The organism is Paenibacillus sp. FSL R7-0273 (genome assembly GCF_000758625.1).
In the GTDB taxonomy this organism is placed as follows: Bacteria; Bacillota; Bacilli; order Paenibacillales; family Paenibacillaceae; genus Paenibacillus_AQ.
Genome location: NZ_CP009283.1, coordinates 5,130,844 through 5,146,147, shown reverse-complemented (window position 1 = coordinate 5,146,147; position 15,304 = coordinate 5,130,844). Strand labels below are relative to the sequence as shown.

Annotated in this window: 13 protein-coding genes; 9 read left to right on the top strand and 4 right to left on the bottom strand. The window is 52.3% G+C overall.

The window, feature by feature from the left end; translation table 11 throughout:
• Positions 1-12: 12 nt before the first annotated feature.
• Positions 13-666, bottom strand: coding sequence for a GntR family transcriptional regulator (locus R70723_RS22330; protein ID WP_039875503.1), 654 nt, complete (start codon positions 664-666; stop codon positions 13-15).
• Positions 667-960: 294 nt separating this feature from the next.
• On the opposite strand from R70723_RS22330, the gene uxuA reads away from it, so the two are divergent.
• The 5 genes from uxuA to R70723_RS22305 all read left to right on the top strand — a co-directional run bounded on the left by uxuA (position 961) and on the right by R70723_RS22305 (position 6,789).
• Positions 961-2,037: a mannonate dehydratase gene (gene uxuA, locus R70723_RS22325; protein ID WP_039875501.1), complete on the top strand. Its 1,077-nt coding sequence runs from the start codon at positions 961-963 to the stop codon at positions 2,035-2,037.
• Position 2,038: 1 nt separating this feature from the next.
• Positions 2,039-3,649: a mannitol dehydrogenase family protein gene (locus R70723_RS22320; protein ID WP_039875499.1), complete on the top strand. Its 1,611-nt coding sequence runs from the start codon at positions 2,039-2,041 to the stop codon at positions 3,647-3,649.
• A gap of 18 nt (positions 3,650-3,667) precedes the next feature.
• Positions 3,668-5,080, top strand: a complete 1,413-nt coding sequence (gene uxaC, locus R70723_RS22315) for a glucuronate isomerase (RefSeq protein ID WP_039875498.1) — start codon at positions 3,668-3,670, stop codon at positions 5,078-5,080.
• A gap of 121 nt (positions 5,081-5,201) precedes the next feature.
• A complete protein-coding gene (locus R70723_RS22310; protein WP_039875496.1) occupies positions 5,202-5,492 on the top strand; it encodes a MazG nucleotide pyrophosphohydrolase domain-containing protein in 291 nt (96 codons plus the stop codon).
• Positions 5,493-5,538: 46 nt separating this feature from the next.
• Positions 5,539-6,789: a GAF domain-containing sensor histidine kinase gene (locus R70723_RS22305; RefSeq protein ID WP_039875494.1), complete on the top strand. Its 1,251-nt coding sequence runs from the start codon at positions 5,539-5,541 to the stop codon at positions 6,787-6,789.
• Positions 6,790-7,039: 250 nt separating this feature from the next.
• Here R70723_RS22305 and R70723_RS22300 read toward each other — a convergent pair whose 3' ends face one another.
• Positions 7,040-7,993 carry a class I SAM-dependent methyltransferase gene (locus R70723_RS22300; RefSeq protein WP_039875492.1) on the bottom strand — a complete coding sequence of 318 codons (954 nt, stop codon included), beginning with the start codon at positions 7,991-7,993 and terminating at the stop codon, positions 7,040-7,042.
• A 105-nt stretch (positions 7,994-8,098) separates the two neighbouring features.
• Positions 8,099-10,492 (bottom strand): ABC transporter ATP-binding protein/permease, encoded by a 2,394-nt coding sequence (locus R70723_RS22295; protein ID WP_039875488.1) that lies wholly within the window; start codon positions 10,490-10,492, stop codon positions 8,099-8,101.
• A gap of 210 nt (positions 10,493-10,702) precedes the next feature.
• On the opposite strand from R70723_RS22295, the gene R70723_RS22290 reads away from it, so the two are divergent.
• The 4 genes from R70723_RS22290 to R70723_RS22275 all read left to right on the top strand — a co-directional run bounded on the left by R70723_RS22290 (position 10,703) and on the right by R70723_RS22275 (position 14,130).
• Positions 10,703-11,377 (top strand): response regulator transcription factor, encoded by a 675-nt coding sequence (locus R70723_RS22290; RefSeq protein WP_039875486.1) that lies wholly within the window; start codon positions 10,703-10,705, stop codon positions 11,375-11,377.
• Complete coding sequence (locus tag R70723_RS22285) at positions 11,374-12,414, top strand: sensor histidine kinase (RefSeq protein WP_047171202.1); 1,041 nt, start codon at positions 11,374-11,376, stop codon at positions 12,412-12,414. Before R70723_RS22290 ends, R70723_RS22285 begins: the two co-directional genes overlap by 4 nt.
• Positions 12,415-12,882: 468 nt before the next feature.
• Complete coding sequence (locus R70723_RS22280; protein WP_039875483.1) at positions 12,883-13,425, top strand: GNAT family N-acetyltransferase; 543 nt, start codon at positions 12,883-12,885, stop codon at positions 13,423-13,425.
• 120 nt (positions 13,426-13,545) lie between these two features.
• Complete coding sequence (locus tag R70723_RS22275) at positions 13,546-14,130, top strand: NAD(P)H-dependent oxidoreductase (RefSeq protein WP_039875481.1); 585 nt, start codon at positions 13,546-13,548, stop codon at positions 14,128-14,130.
• A gap of 107 nt (positions 14,131-14,237) precedes the next feature.
• On the opposite strand, the gene R70723_RS32610 is transcribed toward R70723_RS22275, so the two are convergent.
• Positions 14,238-15,269 (bottom strand): S-layer homology domain-containing protein, encoded by a 1,032-nt coding sequence (locus R70723_RS32610; protein ID WP_063837770.1) that lies wholly within the window; start codon positions 15,267-15,269, stop codon positions 14,238-14,240.
• Between the last annotated feature and the right edge of the window lie 35 nt (positions 15,270-15,304).

The window sequence follows — 15,304 nt, the reverse complement described above, 5'->3', positions numbered from 1 at the left end:
AAGAGAGCCTGTCTAACCCCGGATATAATCCGCAAAATTCTCCTGCAGATACAGGGAGTTAATATCCTCCCGCAGATGGTGGTGGATCAGCGCCTCCAGCTTGTCGGTTTCCCGCCGGGTCATGTATTCCAGAATGTGCTGGTGCTCGTTCCAGATTTCCTCCAGCTTTTCTTTTCTCAGCATGTGCAGCCTGCGGTAGCGGACATAATGCACATTGGACTGCTGAATCAGGTTCCACAGATACTCCCGTCCGGCCAGCCGGAATAAAGCGGCGTGAAATGCATCGTCCAGGTTGAGGAACGGCTCGGTGGCATTGTCTTCACGGATAACGGCCTTCTGCCGGTCCAGTATATCCTTCAGCTCATGCACACCCTTCAGCGCAAGATGCTCCGAGAGATGCTTAATGATCTCCTTCTCCAGTACACTCCGCAGAAAAATAATCTGCTCCACCGACTCCAGATCAATAAAAGAGACCAGATTCCCCTTCTTGGGATAAATATCAATATACGATTCCAGACTGAGCTGCTTCAGCACATCACGCAGCGGGGTCCGTGAAATCTGGAACCGTTCGGACAGGACAGTCTCACTAAGTATAGCGCCCGGCTTCAGGGTCAGGGTGAGGATTTCCTGCTTCAGTGTCTTCATGATTTCTTCTTTGATTGACATGGCTACTTTTGCTCCATCGCTTGTATTTTAAGAACTAGTATACATCATGCCGAAGGTTAATAAAAGAATACATTCATTTCTCTTGTGAAAAAAGCCGCAAATTGTGCCGTTGTAAGGGCATACATATACGATTTTAATTGGGTATTGACAACTTTAGAAGGTTTAAATTATGATCAAGTCAAACTTGTATACAAGATTAATTGTGTGTCAGTCTTACCTTTGACAACTCGCTATGAGTCTGATTGACACAATGCTTCTTCATTTTGCTTTATACATCATAAGGAGGGTTTATTTATGAACATGACATGGAGATGGTACGGCGAAGGGAACGACAATGTTACTCTCGATCATATCCGGCAAATTCCGGGGGTAATGGGCATTGTGTGGTCGCTGCATCATAAGGTGGCCGGTGAAGTGTGGGAGATGGAGGAAATCCAGAAGGTTGCGGATCAGATTACAGCCAAGGGCTTCAGCACTGCAGTAGTTGAGAGTGTTAACGTTCATGATGATATCAAGATCGGTCTGCCGTCCCGCGACAAATACATCGACATCTACATTGATACGATCCGCAAGCTGGCAAAAGTCGGCGTAAAGGTCATCTGCTACAACTTTATGCCGGTGTTTGACTGGACGCGTACGGAGCTGTACAAGGAGCTGCCGGACGGATCAAACGCTCTCTTTTATGAAAAGGCTGCCATTACCGATAACCCGCGCGATATGGTTGAGCGCATCCTCAAAGGCGCAGGCGAATTCACGATGCCGGGCTGGGAGCCGGAGCGTCTGGCCAAGCTCGATGATCTGTTCGCCGCTTATGCTGATGTGACAGAAGATAAATTGTTTGAGAATCTGGTGTACTTCCTGGAGCGCATCATGCCGGTATGTGAAGAAGTCGATATCAAAATGGCTATCCACCCCGACGATCCGGCCTGGCCGATCTTTGGACTGCCGCGCATCATCCGCAGCCGTGATTCAATCCGCCGGATGCTGGATGCTGTAGACAGCCCGTACAATGGACTGACGTTCTGCACAGGCTCGCTCGGCACGAATCCCGAAAATGATCTGCCGGCAATGATCCGTGAGTTCCATGACCGGATTTATTTTGCCCATATCCGTAACGTAAAGGTGTTCGACAATGGCGACTTTATCGAAGTGTCACACCGCGGCCGCGACGGCAGTGTCGATGTAGCTGAAGTGGTGAAGGCCTACCATGAGAGCGGATTTACCGGCTATGTGCGTCCGGACCACGGCCGCCACTTGTGGGGAGAAGAGAAGAACTGCCGTCCGGGCTATGGCCTCTACGATAGAGCGATGGGTATTATGTACCTGCTTGGCGTATGGGATAGCCTGGAGAATGTAAAGGGGGCGAAGTAACATGCTGCGCCTGACCCGATCCAGTATCCGGAATGAAGCGGCCTCCTGGGAGGCCGCCGGTGTCGAGCTTCCCAAGTTCGACTATGACACAGTAGCGAAGAATACGCTGGAGAAGCCGGAATGGGTGCATTTCGGCGCAGGCAACATCTTCCGCGGATTTGTGGCCAATGCCCATCAGAAGCTGCTCGACAGCGGGGCGGCGGACACGGGGATCATTGCAGCGGAGACGTTTGATTTTGAGATGATCGACAAGGTCTACAAGCCGTATGACAATCTGACTCTGCTGGTGCTGATGAATGCGCGCGGCGACTTTCAGAAAAAAGTGGTCAGCAGCATCGTGGAAGGCATCACTGCCGACAAAACCCGCGAAGCGGATGACCAGAGGCTGACTGAAATCTTCGAGAACCCGAGTCTGCAGATAGCCAGCTTCACCATTACCGAGAAGGGCTATTCCCTGACCGGACCGAACGGCCAGTATCTCGGCATTGTCGAGAAGGATATCGCCGGCGGGCCGGAGCAGCCGATTCATGCGATGAGCATTGTAGCGGCCCTTGCATACAAGCGGTATCTGAAGGGCGCATACCCGATGACTTTTGTCAGCATGGATAACTGCTCGCATAACGGGGATAAGCTCAAGAACGGGATCGTTACAATCGCCAAGGAATGGGCGGCAAAAGGCTCAGTGGAAGCAGGCTTCGTGGACTATCTGCTGAATGAGCAGCTGATTACCTTCCCGCTGTCGATGATCGACAAAATCACGCCGCGCCCGTCCGAAACCGTTCAGGCTGCGCTGCTGGAGCAGGGCATCGGTGAGATGGACGTCATTGTTACCTCCAAGAACACCTATACCGCACCGTTTGTGAACGCCGAGATCAGCGAATATCTAGTCATTGAAGACAAATTCACGAACGGCCGTCCGGCGCTGGAGCAGGCGGGGATTATTTTCACCGACCGGGATACAGTCAATAATATTGAAACGATGAAGGTAACCACCTGCCTTAATCCGCTGCATACAGCGCTTGCCGTATCCGGCTGCCTGCTCGGCTACACCCTGATCGCTGATGAGATGAAGGACGATACACTGCGCAAGCTGGTTGAGATTATCGGCTACAAGGAAGGGCTGCCGGTCGTTGTTGATCCGGGTATTATCAGTCCGAAGCAGTTCCTGGATGAAGTGCTGAAGGAGCGCTTCGCCAATCCGTTCATTCCCGATGCGCCGCAGCGGATCGCGACAGACACCTCACAGAAGGTGGGCATCCGCTTCGGAGAAACGATCAAGTCTTATGTCCGCAGGGAGGATCTGGACCCGGCTGACCTGACGGCTATTCCGCTGGCTATCGCTGTATGGTGCCGTTATCTGCTGGGTGTGGACGATAAGGGCGAGGCCTTTACGCTCAGTCCTGACCCGCTGCTCGAAACACTGCAGGGCCATCTGCAGGGTGTGAAGCTGGGCGACACCAGCTCTAATGTGCGCGCTATTCTTGAAGATGAGCAGCTGTTCGGCGTGAAGCTGTATGACATCGGCCTTGGCGGCAAGATTGAGGGCATGTTCTACGAGCTGCTGGCCGGACCGGGAGCGGTAAGAAGCACACTTGAGAAATACGTGAAGTAAAGGCGGGGAGCACACGTAATGAAGGGATTAATCCAGGAGGATTTTCTGCTGCAGTCGGAGGAAGCGCGGATACTGTACCATGAGTATGCGAAGGCGCTGCCGATTATTGACTATCACTGCCATCTTGATCCGCAGGCCATAGCAGAGAATAAACGCTTCAACAGCATCACCGATGTCTGGCTGGGCGGAGATCACTATAAATGGCGCGCGCTGAGAACATTCGGCGTGGAGGAGAAATATATCACCGGCCCGGCTTCAGATGAAGAGAAGTTCGCCAAGTGGAGTGAGGTGCTGCCTTATACAATCGGCAACCCTTTATACCACTGGTCCGCGCTGGAGCTAAAGCGCTATTTCGGCGTGGAGGAGCAGCTGAATCCGCAGAACTGGCGGGAGATCTATGACCACTGCAACAAGCTCATAGCGACAGACGGCTTCACGGCCCGCGGGCTGATCACAAGCTCTAACGTCAAATGGATCTGTACGACCGATGATCCGGCGGATGCCCTCAACTACCATGCTGAATTAGCGGCGCAAAAAGAGTTCAAAACCGGTGTCACGCCAACCTTCCGTCCGGATAAGGCCATGTTAATCGGGGCTGAGACGTTTCCGGCTTACCTGGCCAGCCTGGAGCAGGCGGCAGGCTACGCGATTACCAGCTATGACCTCATGGAACGCGCTCTGCTGGAGCGGATCGGATACTTTGATAAGCACGGCTGCATGATCTCGGATCACGGCTTCACTGATTTGCCGTTTGAGGAGGCATCCGCCTCCGAGCTTGAAGCGATTTTCAGCAAACGGCTCAGCGGACAAAGCCTCAGCAAGCTGGAATGTGACCAGTATGCAACGGCCTTGTTCCTGGCAATGGGCCGGGGGTATGCAGCGCACGGCTGGACAATGCAGCTGCATATCGGAGCGCTCCGCAACCCGAATACCCGGATGTTCCGGAAGCTCGGGCCGGACACGGGCTTCGATATCATCGGTGACCACAGCTATGCCGAGCGTCTTTACAAGCTGCTGGACGGTCTTGACCGCACAGGCGAGCTGCCGAAGACGATTGTGTATAATTTGAACGGCGCGCAGAACGATGTGCTGGCGGCAATGATCGGCGCTTTTCAGGGCGAAGGGATCAAGGGTAAGGTACAGTTTGGCTCAGGCTGGTGGTACAACGACCAGAAGGACGGCATGATCAAGCAGCTGACCTCGCTGTCCAATCTGGGCCTCCTCAGCTGCTTTGTCGGCATGCTGACCGATTCCCGCTCCTTCCTGTCCTATACCCGCCACGAATATTTCCGCCGGATTCTCTGCAATCTGATCGGCGGCTGGGTAGTCAGCGGCGAAGCGCCAGGCGACCTGCCCTTCCTGGGCAGCATCGTGCAGGACATCTGTTACAACAATGCTGAGCGCTATTTTGGCTTAGCTGAAAGATGCTAATATATTGCCGGTTCACTCCATAAAGATCATCTCACGCAGAGCCCGCTATTTCGGGTTCTGCGTTTTTTTCATGTATAATGAGTTTCGTACATAGAGAATAGGCACAGGGAGCGGATGAGACATGGACGCAGGAGAGTTTCAACGGTATGTGAGAGCGTTTAGTGAAGTGAAGGGGTTTGATACGAGCACTATTGAACAGCGGATGTTATACTTAATGACTGAGGTTGGCGAATTGTCCAAGGAGGTGCTGTCCGTTTCCTTTGATCCGGATGCGGAGCGCAAAGCTAATCTTGGCTATGAAATGTATGATGTAGTATGGAATATTTTCGATCTGGCCAACAAGCTGAATATTGATCTGGAGCAGGCCTTCCGGGAGAAACGGGAGATTAATGACCGCAGAAACTGGGATTAACCAGACATAGGAACGCAATATACAGAAGAGAAAGGACGGGCGGGATATGCTGAAAACAGAATACATTGATGTATTGTCGGTGATTTCGGGTAAATTGTATGCTTCTGCAGCAAATGTGATGGATACTGCAAGCAGGCTGATTCCGGCCAATACCTTTTGTATCGCCAATCTGGATAGTCTGTCAACCAAGGTGCTTAAGTCCTTTAACCGGGAAAAGGTAATGCTGGTCGAGGGGCTGGTGGTGGACAATGAGGAATCCTATTGCGCGCTTGTCACCGAACATGCACAGGGCCCGCTTGTAATAGATAATAATCTGACTCATCCGCTGACCAAGGATATGGATGCAACGGAGTTTGTCGGCGGCTGTTCCTTCATTGGTGTGCCGATCCGCAACGAAAAAGGGGAGTTTTACGGCTCGCTGTGTTCGTTTGATCCCGGCTTTTACCAGTACGAGGAGCGTGATGTGGAGCTTCTGGTATCCTTGTCGGCTTTCTTCACGGATCTGCTGGAAATGGAATCGGCGCTTACCCATTTACGGACGGCTGAGGAGAAGGCGGAGCTGGTGCTGGAGGATAAAAAGAACCTCCTGGCTGTGCTTAGCCACGAAATCCGCACGCCCATGAACGGTGTGATCGGCATGACCAGCCTGCTGCAGACCACGGAGCTAACGGAGGAGCAGCTGCTGTACGTCGATGTTATTGAGAAGAGCAGTAACAATCTGCTGGAGATGATGAACCAGATCCTCGATTATTCCAAAATGGAGGCCGGTACAATGAAGCTGGAGCAGAGCCCGTTCCATATCCGTGATGCCGTTGATCATATTCTGCAGTTGTTCGCAGCGGATGCCGAGAAAAAAGGGCTCCGGCTGCATGCCGTGTATGATAGTCCGGACAGCCCGCTGCTGCTGGGCGACAGTCCGAAGGTTTCACAAATCCTTACCAACCTGGTGAGTAATGCGTTGAAGTTCACCGAACATGGCGAGGTGGGGCTGATAGTGCGGCATTCAGGCGTACAGGAGGACCGTGTCACTGTGTCCGTCGAAGTGCGGGATACGGGGATCGGGCTGCCGCCGGAGCAAAAAGAGTGTCTGTTCCGTTCGTTCTCGCAGATACATGAGCACCGTTCACCGGGTAAATACGGCGGAGCGGGGCTTGGGCTGTCCATCTGCAGGCAGCTGGCAGAGCTTATGGGCGGTAAAGTCTGGCTGAAGGAAACGAGTGATAAGGGCTGCACCTTTGCCTTTTCCATCCCCTTTGATCTGGCAGAAGCGCAGAAATATTCCATTAAAATATCCTGAAGCAAAAATAACGTTTTAAAAATTTTCCAACGGGTAAATTGGAATTGTGAAGCGCTATCCTGCATCAGTAGCTGCTGACAAAGACACTAAAACACCGGTCATGCAGGAAGCATCACAACACAATTCCCGCCTCTGTCAGCCGGAAGAGAAAGCAGCGTCAAAGCGCAGGCGATGTCGTCGGATAACAGAATAAGCGGGAACGGGCGGTATGTCGGCATTAGCCGGCATGCCGTTTTTTCTTTGTTATGTCCTACTGTTGAGCAGCTGTCTTACGCCGGAACAGATACACAGCCTTGTCCTCGGACGGCGGTACAAGCAGTGCTGACAGGCGCTCGCTTAGCTCCATCGTAAACTGCCCTGCGTCATGGTAAGCGTCAAAATCCCCGGTCTTCAGCGGATTCCTGGTCCCGATTACGATATAGAGCTGGACGGAATCCGTCCGGAACACATGCTTCTCGTATGGATTTTTGGGAACGGGCCAGGAGCACAGGACCACTTCAGGGCTATATTTAACCAGCGCCGTCTTGGCATCAGCCTTCTCCACAAACGCCGGGTAGTCGATATAATGCTTCCAGCTGTAATCATCAGTAGCGGTGCAGGTCGTGCCCGCTTCATTCAAAAAACGTGTCAGCGTCCCGTCCCCGGCTGCAATCTCCAGGCATTTCCGGTCTTGAGCCAGAGCTGAGAGCTCCTTGATCAGTGCTTTGGAGTAGAAGCAGTAGATTCCCTTTTTACCCACGAGCGGCATCAGGATTTTTTTATCCTTAATAAATCTCCAGAAAAAGCGGAACAAAGGCAGTGACACCGGCTTGCGCTCAAATCCTTTACGGAACAGCAGCTTTTGCAGGAGCATCCCGTCCCAGCGGTTAAAGCGGACATTGCTGTCAGGGGTTTTGGCGGAAACGGCAATATTCAGCTGCTCCAGCAGATAAATGGCGAACCGGGCTTTGATGATATTCGGCAGAAAAGCATTCACGGTGGCTTCGTTCATCCCGCTTTTGCTGATTTTGGTATTGGCTATTTTGGCGCTGGCCGTGTAACGGTCGATGATGGCCTGCACTACATTTGACCCGGTGTTTTTTTTGATCTCGCCCAGCTCCCGCAGCACCTCATCCTTATACTCCGGGTATTGCTTCAGCATTGCTTCCACAGGGGTCTCATTTGCCATTATTTTTTTGGCTGTTTCATTTGTGAACTTCCTCATTGTTTGGGCTCCAATATCTCATTTTATTTCATTATAAAGAAAACAGGGAGCCGGTCCAAGACCAGCTCCCTGTAAACTATATTTCTATATTTGGTCCGAAGCTGCTTATTCGCTGCGCAGAGCCACAACCGGATCCTTTTTGGCTGCGAATTTGGCAGGGATGAAGCCGCCCAGCATCGTCAGGCCGACGCTGAGCACGACGAGTCCAAAGGCATGCAGCGGGTTAAGCTGTGCTACATTCGACAGGTCGGTCAGTGACTTCAGCACAAGGTTGACCGGAATGGTCAGCAGATAGGCAATTCCGATACCGAGCAGACCGGAGAGTGAGCCGATAATGCAGGTCTCTGCATTGAAGACACGGGTGATATCCTTCTTGCGCGCACCGAGGGCACGCAGCACACCGATTTCCTTCGTCCGTTCAAGCACGGAGATATAGGTGATGATCCCGATCATAATCAGGGATACGACCAGTGAAATGGATGCAAAAGCAACCAGGACCATCGTGATGCCATCCATAATCCCGCTGGAGAGGCTCGTTACCATTGCAGCCAAGTCGGTGTACACGATCATTTCTTCATCACTATGATCGTCATTCCATTTATCCAGATAGGCGACAATGCTTTCTTTCGCTCCAAAATCCTTAGGATACAGCGAGATTGAGGACGGTGTGGCTACAGCTCCTAGTGCTGCAAGGGCAGCCTCCTGGGAGTTGGCACTGCCCGGATCTGTGCTTGCACCGGAACCGCCCATCCCCATGCCCATACCCATGCCCATGCCGCTCATGTCAATTCCGCCAATCTGTGAGAACACCTTGCCGGTCAGCACGTTGACCTGATCCTGCTGCTCCTGGGCCTGCACAATGGCTGAGCCCTGTGCATTCTCAATGAACTGCTCCGCCAGGCTGTCGGAGTAGGCGATACCCGCTGACATAGTGGACATCGGGGAATCCTGCTGCTTGCGGATAATCCCGGAGATTTTGAGAGTAACCGCGTTGCCGCTGTTGTACATTTCACTAAGATCAGCGGCGTTGCCGTTCAGGCTGAACATTCCGTCTGCTTCAGTATAATAATCATCGTTATAGATTAGCTTGAACTCCTGCCCGACAATATCATCGAAGCTGACGTTAGCTGCATTGAAATCAAGGCCAAGCGCTTCGAGGATGCTCTGGTTCATCCGGTTGTACTCATCGACAACCATTACAAGATCCGTAGGCTGCTCCGGGAGGCTGCCCGCGAGCAGATCGTAATAATCTGCCAGATAGCTGCCTTCCGTACCTTCCGGCTTATCCGGATAAGTAGTGAAATTCAGGCTGGCTGTATCCACGGGAACTGCTGCCTCGCCGTCTGAACGAAGGATGTTCATATTCACCTTGCGGCTATAGGATACACCGTCCAGCACAGTAGGGTCGATGTTATCCAGATAGTCCAAATATTCCTGGCTAAGCTCATTCGTGTGCAGAACCGTGTTGGCGGTTGGATCATACGGATACACTTCAGCTGCATCAGTGAATTCGGTCCACTTGTTGCCGGACTCCTCCAGCTGTGCTCCCGGAGGATTAGACATATCAATCTGCGCTGCTGTTTCGCTGATCGTCACCGGGAAGTTGGATAACGCTCCGGATTCGTAGCTGCTGATCTGCTTATCGAATCCGTTTGATAAGGACAGGATCAGGGCAATCCCGATGATCCCGATGCTGGAGGCGAAGGCGGTGAGCGCCGTTCTCCATTTTTTGGTCGAGATGTTTTTACCGGACAGCTTGAGGGCGGTAAAATAGCTCATTGCTGTCTTTTTCAACTGATAATTCGCGTTGGTCTTAAGCTCCGCCGGAGGATTGGTATCGGAGATCACCTTACCATCCCGGAACTGCACGATCCGGTCGGCGTAGGTTTCAGCCAGCTCCGGGTTATGGGTAACCATGACAACCAGCTTGTCCTTTGCGATCTCCTTGATCAGCTCCATGATCTGCTCACTGGTTACTGTATCAAGCGCACCGGTTGGCTCGTCCGCGAGGATGATGTCGGGATCGTTGGCGAGTGCTCTGGCGATGGCGACACGCTGCATCTGGCCTCCGGACAGCTGGCCCGGCTTTTTGTGGATATGCTCCTTCAGTCCGACCTTTTCCAGCGCTTCCACTGCCTTGCGGTGCTTGGTTTCGGCGTTTACCCCGCTCAGGGTCATGCCCATTTCTACGTTATCGGTGATGCTCAGGTGGGAGATCAGATTATAGCTCTGAAAAATAAAGCCGACACTGTTATTGCGGTAAGCATCCCAGTCGCTATCCTTAAAATTCTTGGTCGAGGCCCCGTTAATGATCAGATCCCCGTTGTCATACTGGTCAAGTCCGCCGATAATGTTCAGGCAGGTTGTTTTACCGGAGCCGCTGGGGCCGAGAATGGCCACGAACTCGCTTTTCCTGAAATCGAGACTTACATCATTGAGTGCCGTTTGCGTGAAACTGCCGGTGGTATAGCTTTTGGAGATGTTTTTAAGCTGCAGCATACCGTTAATCTCATCCTCTCTTCATCCTTGAATCTCTGTCTTTGTGCACAGCGTAACATACGATTATGAACTGAACATCAACTCCGCACAGCCGGTCGGCTTGGAGCGTCCAAAGTATAGTAACTGATACGTGCCTTGGTTCACAATGGGTTCATAAAGTTGTTGTACAATAGTAAAGAGTTAAACCTAAATAAGAACGCAGGTGTATATATGATTAACATTCTGGTGGTCGAAGATAACGCCAAGCTGCGTCAGCTGATCGGCACTGTGCTGGCGAAGCACGGCTATAATCCGGTGCCGGCCGAGGACGGTCAGCATGCGCTGGAGCTGCTGGATACGCAGATTATTGACCTGATTATTTCAGATATTATGATGCCCAACGTGGACGGCTATGAGCTGATTGTGCGGCTGAGAGATGCGGGCTACAACACCCCGGTGCTGATGGTTACGGCAAAAGAAAGCTTTGAAGACAAGCAGCGCGGCTTCCTGGCAGGTATAGATGACTATATGGTGAAACCGATCGATGTGAACGAGATGATTCTGCGGGTCGGGGCGCTGCTGCGCCGGGCTAAGATTGTTAGTGAGCGCAGGCTGGTTATCGGGGAGGTTGTCCTGGATTATGATTCGCTGACGGTACACCGCGGGGACCTGAGCGCGCTTTTGCCCCAGAAGGAGTTCTATCTGCTCTACAAGCTGCTGTCCTATCCGAACAAAATTTTTACCCGCCAGCAGCTGATGGACGAAATCTGGGGGATGGACTCGGAGACGGATGCCCGGACAGTGGATGTGCATATCAACCGGCTGCGTGAACGCTTCAAGGATTACCCGGAGTTTGACATCCTGACCGTGCGCGGCCTGGGCTATAAGGCGGTGAAGCAGCCGTGAAAAGGGCGGGGAAAAACGGTAACCTGTGGGGGGCACTGGTGCTGAGCGTCTTTCTGATCCTGCTGTGTGACGGAATTCTGATGTTCGGCCTCAGTATGCTGATTGTCAGGTCAGGGCTGATTGATGTGGCCCGGTTTCATGTTTTTTGGCCGATCGCCATCCTGCTGCTGGCAAGTGTGCTTACCGGTACCGCCATTACGGCGATTGTCGGCCGGAAGCTGCTGGCCCCGATTAACGATCTGAGTGAAGCGGCGAAGCGGGTAGCCAAGGGGGATTTCAGTGCCAGAGTAGCACATGAAGAACACAAAGTTGATGTGATCGGTGAGATGGCGGTGAACTTTAACGGCATGGTTCAGGAGCTGGGCGGCATGGAGACGCTGCGTAATGATTTTATCGTCAATGTATCGCATGAATTCAAAACACCGATCGCTGCCATTGAGGGCTATGCCACACTTATGCAGGATCAGGGCCTGTCGCCAAAGGAACGTGAGGATTACAGCAGGCTGATCATCGAGAGTACCCGCCAGCTGTCTTCGCTGTCCAGTAACATCCTGAAGCTGTCCAAGCTGGAGAATCAGGAGATTGTGGGCGGCAAAATAGAGTTCGCGCTCGACGAACAGCTCCGCCAGGCGCTGCTGCTGCTGGAGGCCCAATGGAATGATAAGGCGCTCAACCTGGATCTGGCGCTTGAGCCGGTAGTCTATTACGGCAATGAAGAGCTGCTTATGCAGGTGTGGCTGAATCTGCTGGGAAATGCGATCAAATTTACGGATGACGGCGGAGAGATCGCGGTCAGTCTGTTTGGCACGGAGGTAGCTGTTACAGTGCAGATTTCGGATTCCGGCACCGGAATGACGGAGGAGGTGATGAAGCGGATCTTCGAGAAGTTCTACCAGGGCGACAAGTCGCGTTCCGCCGAGGGGAACGGCCTCGGGCTGCCCCTGGTGCGGCGGATTGTGGAGCTGAGCGGCGGCAGCGTGGCGGTGGAGAGTACGCCGGGGAAGGGCGCGGCGTTTACGGTTATTTTGCCGGTCTGAGGGCAAGTTTGCCGCAGGCGCGCCGTGCCGGAGCAGGTAGTTTAGGGGGATGCTGAGCGATTCGGCGTGCTGAACATAAGCGCCACTCTTGTCACATGCTAGCCGTCCGCTGACCGGGTATAGCTGCACTTCGTGCAACTAAAAGCAGCAAAAATACGCTTCTGCGCCGAATAACTGCACTCCGTGCAACTAAAGCTGTCCGAATTGGCTAAAAAGGCCGTTTTCGGCTTTTTTAGTTGCACGAAGTACACTTAAAGTGCTGTTGGAGCAAAAAACAGGGAGAATAGGTGTATGAAGTGCAGTTAAGCTGAGGAACCGCTCTAGGGCGGAGAATCTGCAACGTGTGCCCGGCATAGAGGAGTTAGAGTGCACCGCGGCGAATGACATTGTATCCGGAACAAAACCAATACTTCCTGTACAACAGATCAGCAAATTTGTTCACCACCCACTTTTTTAAGGAGGCTGCATATGTCATATAACAACGTTGATAGAACAATAACTACAGAGCGTCTGCTCTTGAGATTATTCACCTCATCGGATGCAGCGGCTGTAGCCAGGCTGTGCAACAACTACAATATCTACAAAACTACCCTGTACTTGCCGTATCCCTATACGCTGGAGGACGCACTAAGCTGGATTGACCGCCATGAGGGTAACTTTGATGCAAGGCTGATGTATGAATTCGCAGTAACTGACAAGCTGAGCGGAGAAGTATATGGTGCAATAGCCCTGTCCTGCAATGAAAAATCCAACAACGGCGAACTGGCTTATTGGATTGGTGAGGAGTATTGGGGGAGAGGCTACGCTACTGAGGCGGCAGAGGCAATGGTGGACTTCGCTTTTGAGGACAGGCACTACCATAAGGTCTTTGCGCGCTATTTCAGCTCGAATACGGCCTCGGGTAAGGTGATGGAGAAAATTGGCATGAGTAAAGAGGGCATCCTGAGGGAGCATATCAGAAAAGAAAACCGATACCACGATCTGGTCCATTACGGGATTGTCCGTACATAGAAAATAGAAGTTGCGTTCTCTACCTGTAACTGATATAGTTACAATTTGAGAGGCGCTTCTTTTTTATTCATACAGCTTGTGCCTGAAATTTAAAACCACTTATCCGGAGGTTGTAAAATAATGAACCACTTGATCGTCTATGCTCATCCGCATGAAGGAAGCTTTAACCACGCCATTCTTGACACCGCAGTAGCTGCGCTTAAGGAGAAGGGCCACGAGGTTCATGTCCGTGATCTGTACAAGCTTGGCTTTAATCCGGTATTGTCCCCTGCAGATACAGCAGCGATGCGCGAAGGCAATACACCGGCTGATATTGCGGCAGAGCAGGAGTATCTGCGCAATGCGGAGGTTATCACCTTTGTCTATCCGATCTGGTGGACAGGGCTTCCGGCCATTCTCAAAGGCTATGTAGACCGTACGTTTTCCTACGGCTTCGCCTATCAGTATAATGCAGAGGGCGGCATAGACAAGCTGTTCACAGGCAAAAAAGCAGTTATCGTCAACACCCACGGCACTCCTGGGGAAGTGTATGAGGCCATTGGCATGCATAATTCACTTAAGATGACCTCCGGCGGCGGAATCTTTGAATTCTGCGGCGTTGAAGTACTGGAGCATCTCCTGTTCGGCGGCGTTGGAAGCGGTGCGGGTGATAAGGAACTAAACAATATGCTGGCACAGGTAAAAGCAAAATTCAGCGCACTGTAAGCTGCTGTACACATAATCAGCACATATAAACAAAGAAAAGAACGGCAGCTGGTGCCGTTCTTTTCTTTGTACATTAGCAGGTGTTCATAACGGTTACTTCAACACTCTTATTGTGCGCCTTTATCTTTCAAAATTTCCTGTACCTTGCTGACCATCGCGGTTCCGTCTGTACGGGTAATCGGGTCCTTCGGGTTGAAATTGCCGTCTTCGTCCAGGCTGACAATCTTGAGGGCAAGCGCCGTCTGGATCGCCCCCGAGTTCAGAAGTTCCATTTGCTCCTCATCAGCAACCGCAACCGGAACGAGCTTATACATCGGCAGCTGGCCGCTTGTCTGCAGCGTATTAATCAGCAGGTAGGTGAACGTTTCTCTGCTCATGCTGGCAGCCGGATCGATCTTGATCTGCAGATCTGCTTCAGGGCCTACGGCCTCCTTAATGAGTTGAACGGCTTCTTCTGCGGTGAGAATCTCACTCTGAGCCGCTGGTGCCGGATGTGCCTTCAGATAGGCGAGCGCATTGCTGATCTCTACTGCAGCTTCAGCCCGGGTAATCTGCTGCTTCGGATTCAGCTTGCCGCTGTCATCCAGCTTCAGCACCCCATAAGCCAGGGCGCGCTGGAGGGAGCCGGAATATTCTGCTGTAACCTGATCCTGATCGGCAAATTCCACCGGGGCGATCTTGATCATCGGCAGCCGGCCGCCCAGCTCGATCGCATTAATCAGCTGATGGGTAAAGGCTTCACGCGTCAGTTTATTGCCCGGCTGCAGATCAGCCGGCAGGTCGAGCCCGTGGACACCGGCTATAATAAGCGCCTGCGCATACCAGGCGGAATCATTCGCATTCACAAAATAATCCGTAGCCTTCGGCGCCTTAACAAACCGGATCGTGTCCAGATTGAGGCCGGCAGCGTTGACGATCATCTGCACACCTTCCGCTTCAGAGATCGGCAGATTCGGGCCGAACTTCGTTGCGCTGATCCCTTTGACCAGCCCCTGATCCTGCAGGGCAATGATTTTTTCTTTATCCGCTACGTTGTTCAGATCGGTAAAAGCGGCAGCGGATGCGAATTGCTCCCCGGCAAAGCTGAACGCGATGGCAGCGGCGGCGGATAGTGTAACAAGCTTAATTGATTTTTTCATTAGAGTTCACCTCAGGGTGTAGTTTGTGGTCATTT

Bases quoted from the DNA above. Each gene is read 5' to 3' on its own strand.
- R70723_RS22300 (WP_039875492.1), bottom strand. From the start codon at position 7,993: ATGAGGAAGTTCACAAATGAAACAGCCAAAAAAATAATGGCAAATGAG.
- uxuA (WP_039875501.1), top strand. From the start codon at position 961: ATGAACATGACATGGAGATGGTACGGCGAAGGGAACGACAATGTTACT.
- uxaC (WP_039875498.1), top strand. From the start codon at position 3,668: ATGAAGGGATTAATCCAGGAGGATTTTCTGCTGCAGTCGGAGGAAGCG.
- R70723_RS22295 (WP_039875488.1), bottom strand. From the start codon at position 10,492: ATGCTGCAGCTTAAAAACATCTCCAAAAGCTATACCACCGGCAGTTTC.
- R70723_RS22280 (WP_039875483.1), top strand. From the start codon at position 12,883: ATGTCATATAACAACGTTGATAGAACAATAACTACAGAGCGTCTGCTC.
- R70723_RS22275 (WP_039875481.1), top strand. From the start codon at position 13,546: ATGAACCACTTGATCGTCTATGCTCATCCGCATGAAGGAAGCTTTAAC.
- R70723_RS22305 (WP_039875494.1), top strand. From the start codon at position 5,539: ATGCTGAAAACAGAATACATTGATGTATTGTCGGTGATTTCGGGTAAA.
- R70723_RS22330 (WP_039875503.1), bottom strand. From the start codon at position 666: ATGTCAATCAAAGAAGAAATCATGAAGACACTGAAGCAGGAAATCCTC.
- R70723_RS32610 (WP_063837770.1), bottom strand. From the start codon at position 15,269: ATGAAAAAATCAATTAAGCTTGTTACACTATCCGCCGCCGCTGCCATC.
- R70723_RS22290 (WP_039875486.1), top strand. From the start codon at position 10,703: ATGATTAACATTCTGGTGGTCGAAGATAACGCCAAGCTGCGTCAGCTG.
- R70723_RS22310 (WP_039875496.1), top strand. From the start codon at position 5,202: ATGGACGCAGGAGAGTTTCAACGGTATGTGAGAGCGTTTAGTGAAGTG.
- R70723_RS22320 (WP_039875499.1), top strand. From the start codon at position 2,039: ATGCTGCGCCTGACCCGATCCAGTATCCGGAATGAAGCGGCCTCCTGG.